Source organism: Bradyrhizobium sp. AUGA SZCCT0160 (assembly GCF_018130105.1).
Taxonomy (GTDB): domain Bacteria; phylum Pseudomonadota; class Alphaproteobacteria; order Rhizobiales; family Xanthobacteraceae; genus Bradyrhizobium.
On sequence record NZ_JAFCMD010000003.1, the window covers coordinates 134272 to 153309 of the forward strand.

A 19038-nucleotide genomic window follows, 5' to 3' on the forward strand; every position below is an offset into this window, starting at 1 on the left:
AATGAACGGCGCCGGCTTTCACCGCAGTCAGGACAATAGGCGCGCTAAACTCAAAAAAACCTCGCCAAATCGTGCCGACGAAGCGCTTCCGCCGGAATTGCTCGGTTGCCGTCGAGAAACGTACCATGATAGTGCAGTCCAGCGACCTCGCACCTATCGAAGCAGAGCACGCATGCACCCGAGTAGCCGCCGATCGTCGACGCATCGTGCAATATGTCGTTCGGAAACGCTCCACCGGAAGGCATCAGTTCGCCAAGGCTGACGCGCTTTCGCCCGTCAGGATTGCCGAAGACGGCCTGAATGTCCTGCGTCAGCTCCGCCGCGGCCACGCGGCCGGGATGTCCGACGACATACATGTATTTCGACGAAGGCGTTGTCGCCGCGAGCACGAGCGGTTGCGCGAAGGCCGCCCCAATGGGATTGACGCGGATCAACGCGGCATCGATCGGATCATTTTCCGCGGACACGAACGGAACGTCCACGCCCGCGTACTTCTTCTCGCGGGCCGTGCCGCTATCGAAGGCGAAATCGATCAGCACTTCGACGCCTGTCGCGATCCGCGCCGAGGTCTTAGCTCCGGGAATTCGCTCCGCCAACGCGATGCCGGGTTCATCCGGAAACAGCACGTGCCGGTTCGTCATAGCGAGGTCCGGTTTTATCAACCAGGCGGTTCCAGCGACCCAGGTACCTAGAGTGCTTGACCGATCCCGTACGACGAGCGCCCCGGTTGCTCCGGCGGCCCGGATCAGGTTTGGCTCTTTCTCCTCGACGAACGTTCGCCAAAAGCCGGAGCCGGGATGCTTTGTGAGATCGATCGACTCGAGTCGATTTCCTTCGACGTTCAACGCGGGGCGTCCGCGCGTGGACAGTACCGCCTCGAGTGCCGCGAGGTTTGCATTCGATAGAGTATCGAAGCTGCCGTCGTTCAGACGAGCTACGGTTTCGCGTGCAAGAGAGAGCAAGCTCGTGGCGGTCGCTTCCGCGACACCGTCTCGCTGGCCGGGAAGAGGACCGCGGCTGGCCCGGTCCGCTTCGATCAGCGCGGCGATGGCGCGCCGATCAATCTCATCAGGCGGGCCTTTTCGAAATTGGGCCGACTCGTGGGCCGTCCAGGTTGCATCCGCATTAAGGCCAAGAAGCCCACGAACCCTCGGGGCAGCATACTGCTTCGGCGCCGAGCCGTTTTCGCTCACAACGAAACCTGCAGAGGCGTACTTCGCTCATTTATACCGCATAGTTTCATTTGTGCCCTCGTTCCTGTCGAGCCGATCATTTGCCGCCTTGGACGCTTGCTGCGCCAACCTCGCCCATCACGACACGCGCAGCGAAACCGGCGAGAAACGCGCCGATCAAATCGCCCCACGAGCCCCAGGTGGGGTCGGGAACCCACAACGTCAGGACCCCGGCGGCTCCGGTACCCAACAGGACCAGCAGGTTCGTGTAAAATTCGTTGCGCTCGAGGCTTCTCTGCAGATCGGCAAGCGAGGAATTCCAGCGCGGCAGTAGCAGCGTTGTCGGCAAGTCGACCGGCGGCACGCTGATAGGGGAGGGGGGCGCCGCCGCTTCTTGCTTGCCGCTGACCTTCGAGAAGATGCGGGCTAGATCCGAGAGGCTGGCGGCAGACGGTTCCGCATCCCTCCAGACGGCCAGTTCGTCGGTCAACTCCGTCAAACGCGCTTTCTTGCCGTCGTCAGCTGTCGCGATCTGGGTCTTGAGCGAGGCGCGCAACGCATCGGCCATTTCTTGCGAGGCCACGTTTTTTTGCGCCTCTTCGACGGCCTTCTGCAAGGGATCGACCCTTGCGGACAAGGCAGTATCGCCACGCGTGGCCGTCGCTACGCCGAGCGCCCGGCTCAACGCGTCGCGCGCCGCCTCGAGTTTGGTCACGTCGGTGACGCCCGATGCGGCCCGGAGAAGCCGCTCGATCGAAGCCAACCATGCGACGGCTTGGCCAAGCGGACGCGCAAGCAGTGGCCAAGCGTTCAAATCCGCGGCGAATGCGGCGATCTTACCTTCGAAAGCGGTGCGATTTTCAGCGCTGGGATCGCGCTCGGCCAGACCAGCGACCATGGCGTCCCGCGGCGCTCGCAGGATGTTCTGGCCGACCTCCGGCAACTTGCCGAAATGCTGCTGCAGTTCGGCTCCGACCATCAGCCGCTTCAGCCAAAGCCTGATCCGGTCGATTTCGGCCGCGACGTCGACGTCTCTTCGGGCATGCCCCTCGGCCTCGTCGATTTCTTCCAAGACTCGCCGGCCGATATTTCGTAGGCTCTCGTCCTGAGTTTCGGCCACGAAGCGCTCTGCCGAGGCCCGGATGCGCGCGATGTCGACGAGTGAGATGGTGGCGCGCCGTCCCTTCGAACGCCACGCCTGAACGTACCAACCGGCTGCGGTGCCAAGAATGATGATCGCGAACGCCAAAAAGGGCGTCGCCTTCACGCGTATCGTTTGGGAGCGATGTGACCAACCGCCACCGACGCCTGCTAGTCCGACGTCGACCGAATACTCACCGGGCGAGAGGGTATCGTACAGCGTGAGGCTGATCGGACAGCTTTTACCGGCGTCGAGCATGGCGCCGCACCCACTAGGATCCAGGGCCGGCATTCTGTTTGTGCCCAAACTCGTCTGCGCATCTCCTTGCTTGCTGGAATAGGACAGGACCGCGGGCGGGACAAATGTGACCGGCTTCGTCGTGCTGTTCCGCAAGGTGAGAATGTACGACCGACCACCTCCGTTCAAAGGCCAGGTTTCGGCCGCCGGTTTAGGCTCAATCATAAGCTCGGACGGTATGGCATCGGCATCGCGCGTGACCACAATGCGGATACGGCGGTCGGGGATTTCGGCTCCTTTGTCATTCTTGCCGTAGCTGTCAATGAAGGTCTCGTACACGCCGACCTCCGGAAGGTCGGCGGAAATTTGCAGGACGATTTCCGAGCCCGGCGTGATCGACTGATCTCCGACCGGTGGCGTGTTTCTTTTCCAGGTAACGGGCCGACCGGCCCCGTCTCCGACGCGCGTCAGCAGCGTACCTAAGCGATAGAACTTGTTTTCGCCGGCGCTCGTGTTCTTTAGTGCGATTTCAGCCGCAAGCTTTGGCACTCCAAGCTTGACAGGGAACTCGGAGACGTTGACCGCAGCTGGCGCGATTTCCACCGACGGGTCGGCTAAAACGGAGCTGGGTAAACCTGCCAAAAGAAAAGCGATGATCGGCATCGCGAGCAAAGTCCGCGGACCTGTTGCGCACTTCGTCCGCCGAAAGCAAGACGAGCGTTCTAAGCGTCCATGATTGTAGCCCGCCACCGACATCTCCCCCACGAACTACCCACCATCCTATCGCTCTTCTAAAGGTTGTAAACATCCTGCTCGGCCGCCGGGCATCCAACGCGGCAGTCCGATTTCCGTTGGCATGCGCGCAGGGCGAAAGGGCGCCCTCAGGCGATTGCGGCACCCGCGTCGCCCAGCTCGCTACGGAGTTCAGCTTCGTCGATGTGCCCGAACGCCTCCGGGTATATTTATGAGTTTCTCCCTACTCTGTTCAAATGCCCAATAAATTGACTGGCGCGAGGGGAGCCTTGTATGGCTTCGCCGCGGCCAACTGGCCGCGGCGAGATCGGAGGTCCGGTTCGTCGACGCTATGCCGACTTTTCCAATAGGGTGAATTGGCACCGGCGACCAACATATGAAATGGTTGCAAAAGAATTCTTCCGTTCGGATCGCTATGTAGAGCCGATCGCATGCTTCTTTCGATATCGAGGAAGCGACGCCCGAGCGACACTTCCAGAGAGTCCGTCTCAGTCCTTCCAGAATTGGGTTAGTAGTGCGGCTCAAGGGTAGTGTTGCCTGGTTGATAGAACTCGTCGCTTCGGGTAGCCCATTGAAAGAGCCATATGGATATGAACCCCGCGGTGGATCCGATCTCTCGCTCCTGTGCGATATGGCGAAGCTCGTGCGCGAGGGTGTGAACACTTCCAGATCGCAGTTCGTCCATGGTATCCGAATCCGTGTAGACCGTGTTCGAGAACGTCGTCGCTCGGCCTCCGTTGATTAAGGTCAGAATCCCGCCGTGTCGGTATGAGACGCTCGATGGGTCGGGCTGCGTTATGCGGCTCGCGTAGGGGCTCATATCCTGCGTTCCCTGTTTCGCGAACTCCTTTCCGATCTCGTTGTTAAAGTCCGGCTTTATCGAACGCGGGTCGTACCGCACGCCAAAGAACGCGACCTTGAGCACACTCATCGCTGCTCCCATCACGAAGCCGGACTTGAAGCCGTCTTCGAAGCTGCGATGCGCGAGGGCATTGTTTGTCCCGGCGCTCAACCCGGCTATGAGCGCATCGTGACCGACCTCTATCACTATGTTGGCGGTGGTTGCCCAGAAGCCTTCGCCGCCGGCAACGGGCAGCAAATTGCCTGTGGCCTCGCCCAGAGCGCCGAAGGCGAAGCCGAGTGCCGCGCCTGTCCAAATCCTTCCTTCGCCGGAAGCAGCGGACGAGGCAGCGCCCAAGGCCGCGCCTTTTAATGCTGCTCCAAGGAGCCCGTAGTACCCCGCAAGACCTCCGATCACCGCGCCGATCAGAGCTCCGACCCAGGGGTTCTCTCCGTTTTCCTTGGCGGCTTGGTAGCCGAGATACGCGCCGATAAGGGCGCCGACGACGACGATGAGAAGTGGAAAGCGACCCCCGGGATCGCGGTAACGCAATGGATTATTGAGCGCGTAGGTGTAGAGGTTGAATGTCCCCGGATTACCAAGCGCTTGATCCGGCCTCTCCAATACGTAGAGATCCGCGGTGATGAAACGGCCGGTCAGCGGCTCGTAGAAGCGGCCTCCGAACTGCATGAGGCCGATGTCGGCGTCTGCGACTTTACCTAGCGGAAATCCTTGTGACGGCACGCTGGCAATGCCGAAGCTCGAGTAACTCGTGATTCCGTGGACTCCACCCGAAGCGTCGGTGCTGAACCTCACGTTACCAAGACAGTCCTGGTGATAGATGGATGTCGTGCTGGTTGCTCCGACCTTCTCAATTCTTGCCACCAGTCCCCCAATGCCTCGAATGTACAGCAGGTTCGTTCCGCTCGCCGTCTCCTCGTAAACGTCGTCGAAAATGATGCCGCTGCGAAGCGTTCCGTCGACCGCGGTGCGGTCGATGGAGGTCCTCCGTCCCATAGCGTCGTACGTGAAGGAGAAAATAGAACCGTCTCTCGCGACGACCTCGGTCAAGCAATCTGATGCGTCGAATGTCAGCCGGCTCAATGCCTCGCTTTCCACGAGACGCCCGGCCGAGTCGTAGCGGCGTCGATGCACGGCGTTCCCAGAATCGTCCACGATGCCGGTCAAAAGACCTGGACGATGTGGATCTTCATAAAGAAGTTGCGACAACCCGTGTTCGGTGTTCCGAAGAATGTTTCCTCTATCGTCGTAGGAATATTCGTAGGAGAAAGGAACGCCGTCGCGAATACCTGTCATGGCTATCAGCTGGTTACGACCATCATAGCGCGGATACCTTTCCTCCTCAAACGACCCCGTCACTTGTGATTTTAGATAGGTCGTGTTTCCGCCTGCATCGTAAGTCTGCTCGAAGCGTCCTAATCTGTCTTCGTTCAGCAGAACGTCAATGGCCGCGAGCCGCTCGGTGGCATCGTAGGCGATGCGGGTCTCCACGCCGTTGACGTATGCTATTCGAATCGCACGTCCGCGCGCATCATATCGGATGTCGTCAACGACGCCCGATATCGATCGTAGTTCGCCAGCGCCGCCGTACCCATAGGATAGGCGCGTGCCATCCGGAAAGACCTGCGCCTTCAGCAGCCCTCTATGGTCGTATTCGAACTGGAACGAGAGGGTGCGGCCGCCTTTGAGCGTTCGTCGCTTCTCGGTGAGCGTGCCGTCCTTAGCGTAAACGAGGACGGTCGCGCCCGAAGCGTCTTCGAAAGCGCAAAGACGATTGGGAGCGGTCGACGCGCCATCGGGCGATCGGTCATAATGGAATTGCCGACGCGACGCGATGGCGCCGGAGCGGTCGATCGTCGTCGTATCGACGAGGCGCATGATCGCGTCGTAGCGCAGCCGTATGCGATCACCGGTCGGCGCCAATGTCTCGACCAGGCTTCCCGCGGCGTTGTAAACGTAGTCGTAGGAGCCTACGTCGCGATGTCTGATGTTTATGCAGCGGCCTAACCGATCGAATGCGTACTCGCACAGCAGGCTTCCATCGGCGTCGTGAACCGAGGTCAATCGGCCTTCCGGGGAATAACCATAGCGGTAGTGTGAGGTTCTCGATTCGTCCTTGCGTTCGATCGACGCGGTGATGCGCCCAAACCCATCAAACTTCCGTTCCAGGCTGGCAGCCTTGCTTCCGGCCATAGCGTTCGCGTCCCGGATGCTAATGGCCAAAGGGTCGAAAGCTTGCGTTCTGCTGCCCCCTGGAAACGTCAACAGCACTTCGCGTCCTGCGGCGTCGTACCGGCGCGCGTAAGGGAGGGAAGTCGGGTCCGGCTTCGTGCTGCCGCCGAAATCTGCAGTGAATTCGGGCCGACCCTCGCCGCTCAAGGTGGCACGCGAGTTGTAAATCCTACCGCCGCTGCGAACCGCGGGGGATGAAGGGAAATCCGTCGCCGGGGCGGTGGTGACCGATTCCAACTCCAGCCCCATCGCGCTGTAGAAGCGCCGATCGACCGTCACGGGCGCTGCCGAGCTATTATCAGGCGAAGCCGCGATCGCTTCGATGACGGAGGCATCTTCTCCTTCATTCCAGGGCACCACGCTGGTGATGGAAGCCGGCCTCTTGGCGCCGCCGCGCTCGAAATCGCCTTGATCGTAGTGAGTTACGGAAGCGAGCCCGAGAGCTCCCGAACTGCCAGTCCGCCAGCGCCTGATCACCCTTCCAAGGACGTCATACTCTATCCGCTCCGTGAACCCGCTGGGTTGCACGACTTCGGATATCTTCTCTACGGCGTAGTCGTACACCGCGGTGGTGGAAAGGCCGACGGAGTCGACCGATCGGATGGGATTGATCAGCCAGCTATCGTACTCCAAATGGGCTTCGTTGCCGAGCGGGTCGCGAACAATGACCGGCCGACCACCCCCGTCGACCTTGATGCGGCTTCGGGCTCGGTACCATCCCGCTACAGCATGGGCAGTTGCGGCTCCCACTAGTTCGTATCCCAATGCCGTCATCTCGCCTGCGCTCGGCGCACGGGTATCGCCGTCCGCGTAGACCAGCTCCATGATCCTCGTGACGACACCGCGATGCGCTTCGCCGAACGGCAATCCGACAAAATCAGGACCATCGTAGTGCCATCGGACGCAGGCGAGCGGCCGGCCCTGTCCGTCGAACGTCGCTCGTTCGCACACCAGACCGGGCATCCAGTGCGGCGAAGTGACTGAAGGATTTTCCACATAGCGCGATGCATGCCGTTGAACGCCTTCGGAGCTGAATGAGCCTTTGGAATCAACCGTCCCAGCTTCCTGCTCAGTCCAAGTCGGATTGAGAAGAGAATCCGGCTCACCGTGGCGTATGACCGTGCGTCGGCCGGCCGTGCCCAAGTATCCGGGCTGGTCCGTCACCGCATCTATCGCGAAGGGGACGGCGATCAATTCTCCGCTCGCGGCCGCCTCGATGCGGGCAGCCCATTGATTTGTGGTTCGCTCTAGGACGCGCCCGTCCGCTTCCTCTATCGGCAGCTCGAGCCGTTCTGTGACCAAAGTGCTGCCTCGAAGCGACCTCTCCTTTAGCCTTTCGCTGAGCAATTGGCGTCGGCGCTGCTCCTCCGTCAGAGCGGGATCTGTTCCCGGATGAAATCGCACGGACAATTGCGAGCCTGCAAGGCTGTGGTCGCCCGGTTCGAACTGTTCGACGACGCCGAACCCGTTGAACGTGCGCTCCAACCCGTCGAAATGACCGTCATGGTACGAATAGGTCGCCACGTTCCTGACGGAAGCAGGAAGATCGTCATTCACGATGCGGTCGACCACCGGCACCGAGAAGGGCAGGAAGGTTTTCCATGTCCTCCCGGTGGCTGCGTCACGGCGGCGATGCTGGTCACTCGTGCCGTACGTGATCGTGGTGACGTGACCGAGGCCGCCGCGCACGCCGACGAGCAGATTGTCGCCCGGCTCCATGCCGAAGGACAGAAACGAATGTGAAAGCCGTCCGGTGGTGCTATCGATCACAGACCAAAACAGTCCGGCGCGGCCGTCGCCCAGCAGATCCACGATCGCGGCATCCGTTGAACCCGACAAGCCACTCACAGGAACGACGACTGGAGACGACCATTTTTGTCCGCAAAGATTGACCGAGATTCGCACATGGTCGTCGGCGATATAGACGAAATCGTCCAAGCCATCACCATTCACGTCGACCAGACGCACGCGATCGACATCAAAGTGCGGGCCTAAGACCGGAGCGGCAGCCATTGTCACTCGGTTGTTCCATCGGCCGTGACCCTCGTATGGCCAATACGCGATGACCCCGTCGCTGATTTCCACGATGTCCGTCAGCCCATCGCCCGTCATGTCCGCGGTGAAAATCTGAGGATCTGAAAAGGAGACGTCGGGAAACAGGTTCTTGTCGCGAATTCGGAGTATCCGTTGAGCCTGTTCGTTCCAACCCGAGCGGCCTTCGTTCTTGAAAAGGAGAAATTCGTTCGTATCGGCCAGTATTGCGTCAATTTTGCCGTCGGCATCTATATCGTACAGTTTCAGTCTTGGATCTGTCAGATCGAAGGGAAGATTTCTTCGATATGGTAGGAAATTCTCCCATTCTCCGCCTGCGGCATTGGGGAAATAACCGGAGCTGTTGGCCTCGCCCCATAGCAGATCGGCGGTGCCGTTGCCCTCGAGGTCGGCAAAACGCAATTCGCCGCGGTCGATCGAAAGCGTTAGCGGAACGTTTTCCAATATCCGCGGGGTGCCGAATCGACCCGGTCCAAGATTGGGCCAATAGAGCCATTCTTCGGAAGCGCTTTGAAGAAACCCGGGGCGGCCGGTCCCCTCAAGATCGATGATTTCGACGCTCGGATCTCCCACCGGCGGAAGCTGCCGTCCATCTTCGCTGTCCACCCGGATCGTACGCGTTCTGCTCAGATCCCAATCGCCATACGTAAAGTCGATGGCGGGCATGGAGAGGCGGCTTTCATCCCGACCCGCTGCTAGAACGATGCGCTCCAGCATGGACGTGGTGCCTTCCTTGGAAAGCTTCAGAGATAGCTCATAGCGCTTGAGCGTTCGCGCGGAACTCCGCTCCGAGTCGACACGGATCTCTCGACAGTAAAGGCCGCTCTTCACGGCGAAGCCAGCCCGCCTTGAAACGAACGGGACAGAGCGACGTTCGTACTCGAAGTTGACGCTGAAGGGACCATACTCAATCCGCGAAATATCCCGCGCCGACCCGTCTTCCAAATATCTAAACCGCGCCGTTTGGCCGGTGGGAGTAACTATTTCTTCCAGCAGCCAGGCAAACGGCCCGCGAAAGGAATGCTCAATTCTGGCGTTGGGTGATCTTCCAAGAATATAGACGACGCCATCTTTCGTGGTGATCTCCCAATGATTCGTTCGGCGTTGGATACGCCAGCCGCGCAAATCTATAGCAGGACGATAAAACTCCCGGTCCAGAGCGACGAGTTCCTCTTCGCCCGCCAGGTGAAATCGGTCGGCCGAGTCGTCGTACTGCGGTATGCCGAACTTGGTGCTCCGCTCAAGGCGCAGTATCGGAACTGACCACCCAAGCCCGAACGGGCCGTCGCCATTTCCGCTCGAATATCTTAGGGACAGGTCGGGTTTGAAACCGTTTTCCGCGACAGGCATCTCGATCTCGATATCGTAGACGCCGCTGCCGGTGTACATATCGGCCCGGAAATTGCCGCCAAGGCCCCTCATCGAAGCCCCTGATGGAGGAAGTGAGAGCAGCGACGACGATGCCGCTACGTCGGTGTCCGCCATGGCAACGCCTCCAGATGCTTAGATCAAAAATCAGGGCAGGATTGCCTGCACTCGGCCTGTTTCGTCGGCAACGATGACCTGTTCGCCGGCAAGCACGGGGCCCGCGAAAAGGGGACCGCCTGCGCGGATTGTTCTTGTCAACGTGCCGGACGAGACGTCTATGACGAGCAATTCGCCGTCGAGACTTCCGAGGTAAGCAGTTGCCCCCCGCAGCTGAATATCACCTCGAAGTCTGCCGAGATGCTGGATGGTCCACCGCGGTGCGCCGCCCGTAAGCTTTACTCGGTGAACGTGTCCGTTTTCGTCCGCGACGATAATCTCATTTTGATAAAGAACTGGAGAGGAGGTCGCCAACGAGCCCGGCAGTCTAACCCTCCACCGAACCGATCCATCAACGCGGGCCAGAGCGGTCAGGTCTCCATCGGCATTCCCGAACAAGACCATGTCTCCAACGACGAGTGGGGTACTCTTGATCTCCGAAACCGTTTCGAACTTCCACTTCAGGGCGCCGGAGGAATCCAGGGCGTACAGCCGCCCATCGAAGCTACCGAAGTAAAGTTCGTCCGATTCGATCGCGAGGCCGCCTTCGACGAATCCTCCGGTCAGGAACGACCAGAGCTCCTTGCCGTCACGGCAGTCGACCGCATGCAAGTTGTTGTCCCTGCAGCCGAATAAGACATCGCCTCCCGATCGCCGCACGACGGATGTGACAGCTGCCGGTGTGCCGAAAGTCCAGGCGGTGGCCCCAGAGGCGACGTCCAGGGCCGATACGCCCTGAGCGTGCCCGACATAGACCCGCGTTTCGTCGACCGCAATTGACGACTCGACCGGGCCGGGAAGCGCCTTCTGCCATTGCGAGGAGCCGTCTTGAATCCGTATCTTGTTGACTTGACCACCGGCGGATCCCACGAAGATATGCCCGTCGCCGAACGCCGGCCTGCCGCGCACGGCACTTCCGAGTTCGATAGTCCAAGATCGAACCAGGTCGAACGCAAAGATATGCTCCCAATGGCACGAAAGGACGAACTTGTCGGCTTCTACCACCCAACTGGTGCTGAAAGGCGAGTCGAATCGCCCAATCTCGCGTCCGCTGCTCGCTTCGAAGACGACCGTCAGCGTCTTGTAGGGTGTGGTGTCACGACTACGGGGTTGCGTGATGAAGCGGCCTTCGCTGAAAAGGCCAGCCGCACTGCTTGGATGACGGTTGCCTTCTAGAACACTCCAGCGCTCGGATCCCGTCCGCGCATCCAAGCAGCGAAAATCAACCGGGGTGTCGTCGGCCTGCGATTGAGCCAATACCACGTTGGTTTCGTCGGCGAATATCGTGCATTCCGCTAGGGTCTGCCGGGACCAAATTTGGTTCCAAGTATCGACAGCAATCGCCTGCAAGCCGCCGCTTGTCGAGCCCTTGGCGGCGCTTGCCACAAACAATCTGCCTTTGGTCAATGCCGCGGCGCCGATGGGCGCTGGAGCATTCGCCACAATCGTCGAAGTTAGAGTACCGAAATTTACCAGTTCTATCGCGGTTCCATGCAGGCGAGTCACCACCAGTTCGTCTTGGTTCTTTCGCATCGCGATTGGAATGGCGGTGCCGTAACCGACAGTTCGACGTGGAGCGCCGCTCGCCTTGTCGAACTCCAAAAGTCGTACCTCGTATCGGACGCCGCTCCCTACCGTTATATGGACGACGGATATTGCGACGATGGTCTGCGGTAGTACGAACAAATCGTCGACGGCACCAGTTGCCGGCGTCCGCCACACCTGCCCGCCGGACCGGATATCAACGGCGATGACCTGGGAGGGGAGAGGACCGTCTGCTGCCCAGGGTCCTATCGTCGCGAAATATGCAAAGTTGCGGTCGGCAACGACGTCGCCCCGAATTCCCGCGCCACCTGCGGCGAATCGCCATGCCTCACTGCCGTCTTTCACGCGAAATGCACGGCAAATCCCATCCATCCCGCCTGCTATCAGTAACTCCCCAATTACCGCCGGACGCCCGAAGTTTCCCCCGATATCCGCGCTCCAGATTGGCTTCATCGATCGTGTCATCTTGGGCCCGTCAGCGGAAAGCGTGTTGGTACGAGAATATAACGGTGATGTCGTTGACGACGGAGAGATCGAGCGCGCGACCGTCCGAACGATGAGCCAGTAGCGGATTATCGGCGGCGCTGATCGAGAGATGGTAGACGTTGGGCACGGGCTGGTCGTGGAACGGGCCCGGCTCCGAGCTCCTCTCCACCGTGGTGATGGGATTGGCGCCGGGTGAGTAGCGCTTGGCTCGATCGCCCCTCGTGCCCGTCCAGAAGCCGACTTTTAGCGGCACCGGCTTTCCGACTTTGTCCACGCACACAAGGACAATATCACGGATCTTCGAATCGACGATATTGCGCGGAAGCATGTCGCCAGGCAGTTGGAATTCACCCTCTCCCGAAGCTTCGAGTTGGCCGAACGTCTCCTGATTTGCGCTCCGTCCGCTCTGACGCAATCCGATCGCGAACTCGGCATCTCCGGTCGCCGGGAGCTGCGCGATGTCCGCCGCTTCGAGCGCTACGTCGTGTTGGCAGAGATAGGCAATTACGAGGCCGACGTCGGCGAATTCGGTCATCCGCACGTCATTCGAACGCAACGGGATGTCGAGCCGCCAACTGCATTGAAGACCGACGTTCTCGAACACGGCAAGTTCGCCAGCCGGCGCTATACCGGCCAAAGCGGCCGCATCCAGCCGCGCAAACGATTTTTCCGGCTGCAGCGGAGATATGATCATTGTCTCGCTCGGATGGACCTTTTTCACGACGGTGCCGTCGGCCAGTCGAACGGACGAGACACCTGCGCAGGCCAAACGGCCTTGAATGCCCTTGCCGGACTGGATCCCGACGAAATCGAGTCCCAGACGCTTGATGCGACCATTGAAGGTGCCAGGCATGTCGGCGTGGAACAATTCAAGTGTAGTTTGAAAGATCGCCGTGCCCGATTTCAAGAAGTCGAGAAATTGCAGCGGATAGTCACGCCGAAGGGAAACGCGCTGAATGATGAGTTGGGATTTGGATCTTGTGGACGTGACGTGGTCGTAGAGGAAGGCATCGATGTCGCGCAGGAGAAAATCCGCTGCATAAAGCTGACCTGCGCCCGACAGGTCGCCGTAATCGAGGCGAATGCGCCTCACTTGGGCGTTGTTTTCGAAGTTGTAAGCGCGTTCCATGGCGGAAGCGGCGCCGATCGCGCGCTGAAGATAGGTACGGGCGGTGTCGCGCACGAGATTGCCTAGATCGAAGTAAAGCTCCGCGGATGTTTCACGAGCTTGCGCATCGGCAAGATTTGAGCGAGCAAATTGACTTCGCCACCGGGCGGCTTGAACCGCGGCATCGGCGGTTTTGGCCCGGCTCTGCGCGACGGTTGTTTGGGCGGCCGCGGCGATCCGAGCGGCCTTCAGTTCTTCAACCGCATTTTCCAGACGCCCGACTTCGATGCCGTAGGATCGCGTGCTGCGCTCGAAGGCCAGCAGTTGGACCAGATCGGATCGCATTCTCTGCGCGCCGGACACGCCGAGGTCATCGAGACCCCGGAACGTCTGTCTCATTTCATCGGAGTCGGGTACCGCAGCTGCGCCCGCCCAGGCGCTGGCCTCGTCTAGCCGCACCATTTCCCAACCCACGCGGCGAAAATGGGCGGCGTTGTCGGCCGCAAGCGTTTCTCGCTGTGCCGCCAACCGCTCGGCCGCCTGCGCGGCTGCTATCTCCGCCGCAGCCTCCCGGCGTCGTGAAAGCTCGATATCCACCCCGGCGTCGGCCAACGCCACCGCCTGTTCGAATTGCCTGATGTTCTGGGTTTCGTCCTCGGCCCGCTGAGTGAACGCGATATATTCGCGATTGGCTTGGGCCGCGAACTGGGCGTAGCCGCGGGCGATCTCCCGAAGATAGGCGAAGGAATAAACCGGTCGCGTGTCGGCCCTCTCGCCCAGAAAATCCAGGCCTGCCGAGATCTGCGCGACACGCTGTTGCACAAGTGCGAGCGCCGCCACGTGCCGCGGCGGATGATCGGCCGCGGGGACTGCGGACGGGTCGGCCCCAAGCGCGCGCAGCCATGCGCGCGCGCGTCCGGCCATTCCGCCCAGCATACCCTGGTAGAGATGGGAATTGGGCGGTACGCCATGCTTGACGACCATCTCGTAGTCTTGCACGGCCTTCGCCGCGTCCCCCGTGCGATACAGGGCGTCCCCGCGCGCGAGATAGGCTTCGGCAAGCCGAAGCCAAAGATCGCGCGGTTCGAACGGTGGATTGATGAATGGGTAGCCTTCCGCCCGCGCATAGTAGGCCAGGGCGCGATCGTAGTCTTGCCCAAGCTGAACGAGGCAGTCGGCGATGCCGAGCGGAATGTCGCCGAAATAGAAGGGCGCCAGATTGACCGGAATATCCTTCGGATCGAGACGGCTTCCCAGCGGTAACGGCGACATCCGCTCCAGGGACCCGGCGATAGTGTTCCTTGCCGACCGGATCGCGTTGGTCAGAACGGTCTCGTCCGGCGCGGGCGAACCCGGATTCAACGCAGCCCAGTCACGGAGCAATTCACCCGCCGTACCCGTCGCGCTGTCGTGCGGATCGACTGGGTTAGAGCTGCCGTCGCCTTCGGAAGGCGGCTCGGGCCGACTGTCGGTTCGGATCTGGAAAGACGGAAAATTCCGCAGCAAAACCAGACGGGCACCCGAAGTCACAAGAGCCTCTGCTGTCAAGGCGCGCTGCTCGGCGGTTGGTCCCGACGGCACGCGAGCGCCGTCGCGCAATTGAGCCGGCAACTCGCCGATGATCAATTGTTCGGCCTTCACAAATGCATTCATCGCGCCGTAGAAGCGCTGCCGGTGCTTTTGTTCCTGGGCCGACCCAAGTACCAGCGAAATCTGCTCAATGATTGGGACAGTCTCGTCCGCCATGACGGAGTCTCAAACAACAAGTAAAAAATCAACTAACAGTAGCATAGCGATCGAAGCGGTGTCGAGCGTTCTCGATCGATTCAGATGGCGCGGCGTCAGCTCGAACTGCCGATCGCAAAGCCGAATCCGATTTTTTGCGGCGCGTCCGCTGCGCGAAGGTACGACAAAGGCGACGTGGGATTCGACAATTTATTCTCTATGATGACTCGCCGCCGTCGGCGGCCCGATCGGCAGGCTCCGGCTCCGCGCATGTCGCGTGGGAAGAGGTCATGGTTCTTTTCGGCGGACTCGCGGTCGGAGCGGAGCGTCGGATGTCCGCCTCCGGTGGGCACAAACAACCCCGGGCAGGCTTCCGAACGACGTCGCCCGCAGCGAATAGGTTGTTGCTCTCGGGATCAACCAGGCGATGGATTGCGCCGCTGAACCGGAAGCGACGCAGGGCGACGGCGCCTTGTCCCCCGAACGGCTAGACGCCGCCGCCAGGCTCGTCGCCGAGGTGAACGGAGCTGCAAAGCGCCGTTGGAAATACTGTACGGCCGGTGATCGTTTCCAGCTGCGCACCTGCGCCCAAACGACGCGCGACAAGAGCCCAAGATTCGCGTTATAGTAGTATTTTAATTCTTTAATTCTTTTCAAGGGGACAGAATGGGCAAGACAGACGAAGCCTCGCGCCGCCTCCACCCCCGCCTTCGGTGCATTCGCAACGGTGCTGCGCCGGTGAATCTTCTGCGTAGCGAGATCGCCTCTACAGTTGCCTCGGCTCCGTCTCTCACGCTCGACTCGATCGGGGTTCCGTTGAACCTCGACCTTACGACGTTGCGTGAAGCCTTGCCGATGAGCCCGGCCGAGGCCCCGCAGCGCTCGCTCCCGAAACTGTCCAAGCGCCCCAAGCTGGCCGCGCAGCCGGCGGCCGAACGCTCGTTCGTCAATGTCTTCGTCGAGGTCTTCCGCGATTCCGGCGAAGGTGACGAAGGCGAGAAAGCCACGCTCGATCGCATTCGCGCCATCGCTCGATCGGCAAAGAACGACGTTGCCGCTGAGGATCGTGCGGTGCTGGGCAACGAGGTTTTGGTTCGGCGCAACTTCGTCTCGGCAACGATCCCCATCGCCGCCCTGACCGACCTGGAACAAGATCCCGGCATCGCCTTCGTGCATCCCTCGCAGCCGCTGACATTCGACGAGCCCATCGATCATCCCGCTCTCAACGGCGCTCCCAACCCGCGGGGCATCGGAGACTCCAAACTCCGCGCCGCGCACGGCGACGGCGACGGCGTCATCATCGGTTTGATCGACGTCGGCGGCTTCGACTTCGCGCATGAGGATTTTCGAGATGCCGCGGGCAAGACGCGTTTCCTGTCGATCTGGGATCAGGGCGGTGACTTTCGCAAGCCGCCATCGGCGAACGGCGCGAGCAAGTTCGACTACGGGAGCGAGCTGACCAAGCCGCTGATGGACGCTGCGATCGCCACCGAGGCCGCAGGCAAGTTCCCGGCGACGATGGTCGAGCGCCAGTCGCAGCGTACCGAAGGTTCGCACGCTACCCATGTCGCCAGCATCGCCGCCGGCAACCGAGGGGTATGCCCAAAGGCGGAGATCGCCGCGGTATTGATATCGGTGCCCGTGCTGAAGGATACGCTGGCCGAACGGAGGGCAACTTTCAGCGATTCGACGCGCATCGTCCATGCCGTCGAGCACCTGCTCGAGATCGCGCGCAGCAAGAAGAAGCCGATCTCGATCAACATCAGCCTCGGCACCAACGGCGGCGCGCACGACGGATCAAGTGGCGTCTCACGCTGGCTCGACGCTCTGCTCTCCGATCCGGGACGGGCAGTGACGGTTGCGGCCGGCAATGCGGGCCAGGAGAAGGGCGTGAACGCCGAGGACCTCGGCTTCATCACGGGCCGGGTTCATTCCAGCGGCCGGATCGCGTCCCGTGGTCTGAGCGTCGATCTCGAATGGACGGTGGTCGGCAACGGCATCGAGGATCTGTCCGAGAACGAGCTGGAAATCTGGTACGGCGCTCAGGACCGGTTGACGGTTATGCTCAAACCGCCGAGTGCAGGCGCCGATTGGATTGCCGTTCGGCCACGCGAGTTCGTCGAGAACCGCAGGCTGCCGAGCGGCACGACAGTCTCGATCTACAACGAGCTCTACCATCCCACCAACGGCAGCAACTACGCCGCCATCTATCTGACCCCTAATTTGCAGCCGGGAAGCATACGCGGCGTCGAGGCCGGCGTCTGGCGCGTGCGCCTTGTCGGCGACGAGATTCGCAACGGTCGCTTCAATTGCTGGATCGAGCGCGACGATCCGGTCGAGATCCGCAGCGCAGGCCCCGTTCGGCTGTTCCGTTTTCCATCCTTCTTCTCGGAGGTATCGAACGTAGATTCGCATTCGATCAGTTCGCTCGCCTGCGGCCACCGCGTCATCTCCGTCGCCAACCTCGACGACGCGCGGCAGCGGATAAACGTCTCGAGCAGCCAGGGACCCACGCGCGACGATCGATCGAAGCCAGACATTGCCGCGCCAGGCACCGACATCATCGCCGCCAAAGGTTTCACCGAGGACGACAAGGTCTGGATCGGCAAGACTGGGACCAGTATGGCGAGCCCCTACGTCGCCGGCGTCGTCGGCCTCATGCTTTCGGCGAACAAGGACCTTACCTCGGCGCAGTGCTCCGGCATACTGCAGCGGACCGCGCGTCCGCTGCCGGGCGCCTCCTTTGAATGGCGCAACGACGCCGGTTTCGGCGTCATCGATCCGGCCGCCGCGATCGACGAGGCGCGCACGTTCAACCAGCGCGTCGAAGTCTAAGGGAGGCGGATTCGTGAAGCTCCACATTTTCCAGTCCGCGAAGGGCGACTGCCTTCTGCTCGAGGCGAAGGACGGTACCCGCATTCTCTGCGACGGCGGCATGGCCGCGAGCATGCGCACCCATGTCCGTGACGAGCTGGCCAAGCTGCGCGAGGCCGGCAAGAAGATCGACTACGTCTACATCTCGCACATCGACCAGGATCACATTTCGGGCGCTCTTCAATTGCTCGAAGACGAGCTCGAATGGCGGCTCTTCGACTTTCACACGGAGCAGGGTACGCCGATCCGCGAGCCCAAAGTGCCACGGCCGCCGGAGATCGGCGGGATCTGGCACAATGCGTTCCGCGATCAGATCGGCAAGAATGTCGGCGAAATCGAAGACATGCTGGCCGCCGCCGCTCCGACGTTGCTTGCGAGCGCCGTGCCGAAGATAGTCGAGCTCGGCGAAGAGCTGCAGCAGATTGCGGTCTCGATTCCCGAAGCGATCAAGGTTTCGCGCTACGCCTCGGCTGAGCTGCTCAATATCCCCACCAATCAGCTGCCCGGATCGCATGAGAAGCCAAAGCTGCTCATGGTGCGCGACGGCCAGACTGCGTTCGACGTCGGCTCGATGCAGCTCACCATCGTGGGACCGACGAGCGACGAACTGAAGCTGTTGCAGAAGGGTTGGAACAACTTCCTGCGGGACGCGAAAGGTAAGGAGCAGATCAAGAAGCTGCGCGCGGAGATTAAGCGCAAGATCGAAGCGTTTGGATCGGAAACCTTCGACCTGCGCGACTGGAACGGGATCGAGGACTACAAGGGCGTCACCACGCCGAACATCGCGTCGTTGATGTTCATGGTCGAGGAAGATAGCAAGCGTCTGCTCCTCACCGGCGACTCGCAGCAAGACATCATCATCAAGGGTCTCGAGCTCACCGGGTTCCTCGACGCCGGCCATCTTCACCTCGACGTGCTGAAGACCCAGCACCACGCCTCCGAGCACAACTTCAATCCTGCATTCTGCCGCAAGGTCTCTGCCGACAACTATGTTTTCTGCGGCAACGGGTCGAACGGCAATCCTGAGCTCTCAGTCATCCAAATGATCTACGACTCGCGCCTCGGCCCGAAAGCCAAGCGTGCGCTGGCGCCGGAAGCCGACGGCCGCAAATTCAAGTTTTGGTTCAGCACGACCTCCGACATGCAGGCCGAGGAAAGCTTGCAGCGCGAGAACTTCTCGAAGGTCGAGAAGCTCGTCGACAAGCTTATCGAGAAATCGAATGGTCAACTGACCGCCGTCTTCAACGACGACGTCAGCATCACACTGAAGATCTGACGAAACACGACGAGGACGTCGGGGCAGACGCCGGGACAAGGGAGGTGCCTG

7 protein-coding genes are annotated in these 19038 nt (G+C 60.8%); 2 read left to right on the forward strand and 5 right to left on the reverse strand.

Features of this window, described 5'->3' with window-relative positions:
- Positions 1–50 precede the first annotated feature (50 nt).
- From JQ558_RS38085 to JQ558_RS06825, 5 genes are all read right to left on the reverse strand, one after another.
- Positions 51–1193 carry a serine protease gene (locus tag JQ558_RS38085; protein ID WP_212293180.1) on the reverse strand — a complete coding sequence of 381 codons (1143 nt, stop codon included), beginning with the start codon at positions 1191–1193 and terminating at the stop codon, positions 51–53.
- Between the two features lie 76 nt (positions 1194–1269).
- Entirely contained in the window at positions 1270–3213 is a 1944-nt protein-coding gene (locus JQ558_RS06810; RefSeq protein ID WP_212293181.1) for a hypothetical protein, read from the reverse strand.
- Between the two features lie 598 nt (positions 3214–3811).
- On the reverse strand, positions 3812–9934 hold the full coding sequence (locus JQ558_RS06815) for a SpvB/TcaC N-terminal domain-containing protein (RefSeq protein WP_212293182.1): 6123 nt from the start codon (positions 9932–9934) through the stop codon (positions 3812–3814).
- Between the two features lie 30 nt (positions 9935–9964).
- Positions 9965–11971, reverse strand: a complete 2007-nt coding sequence (locus JQ558_RS06820) for a PQQ-binding-like beta-propeller repeat protein (RefSeq protein ID WP_212293183.1) — start codon at positions 11969–11971, stop codon at positions 9965–9967.
- Positions 11972–11993: 22 nt separating this feature from the next.
- On the reverse strand, positions 11994–14858 hold the full coding sequence (locus JQ558_RS06825) for a hypothetical protein (RefSeq protein ID WP_212293184.1): 2865 nt from the start codon (positions 14856–14858) through the stop codon (positions 11994–11996).
- Between the two features lie 717 nt (positions 14859–15575).
- Here JQ558_RS06825 and JQ558_RS06830 point away from each other — a divergent pair.
- Both JQ558_RS06830 and JQ558_RS06835 read left to right on the forward strand, forming a co-directional pair.
- Positions 15576–17672 carry a S8 family serine peptidase gene (locus tag JQ558_RS06830; protein WP_212293185.1) on the forward strand — a complete coding sequence of 699 codons (2097 nt, stop codon included), beginning with the start codon at positions 15576–15578 and terminating at the stop codon, positions 17670–17672.
- Between the two features lie 13 nt (positions 17673–17685).
- Complete coding sequence (locus JQ558_RS06835; RefSeq protein ID WP_212293186.1) at positions 17686–18987, forward strand: MBL fold metallo-hydrolase; 1302 nt, start codon at positions 17686–17688, stop codon at positions 18985–18987.
- Positions 18988–19038: the final 51 nt, after the last annotated feature.

Bases quoted from the DNA above. Each gene is read 5' to 3' on its own strand.
- JQ558_RS06810 (WP_212293181.1), bottom strand. From the start codon at position 3,213: ATGCCGATCATCGCTTTTCTTTTGGCAGGTTTACCCAGCTCCGTTTTA.
- JQ558_RS06815 (WP_212293182.1), bottom strand. From the start codon at position 9,934: ATGGCGGACACCGACGTAGCGGCATCGTCGTCGCTGCTCTCACTTCCT.
- JQ558_RS06820 (WP_212293183.1), bottom strand. From the start codon at position 11,971: ATGAAGCCAATCTGGAGCGCGGATATCGGGGGAAACTTCGGGCGTCCG.
- JQ558_RS06825 (WP_212293184.1), bottom strand. From the start codon at position 14,858: ATGGCGGACGAGACTGTCCCAATCATTGAGCAGATTTCGCTGGTACTT.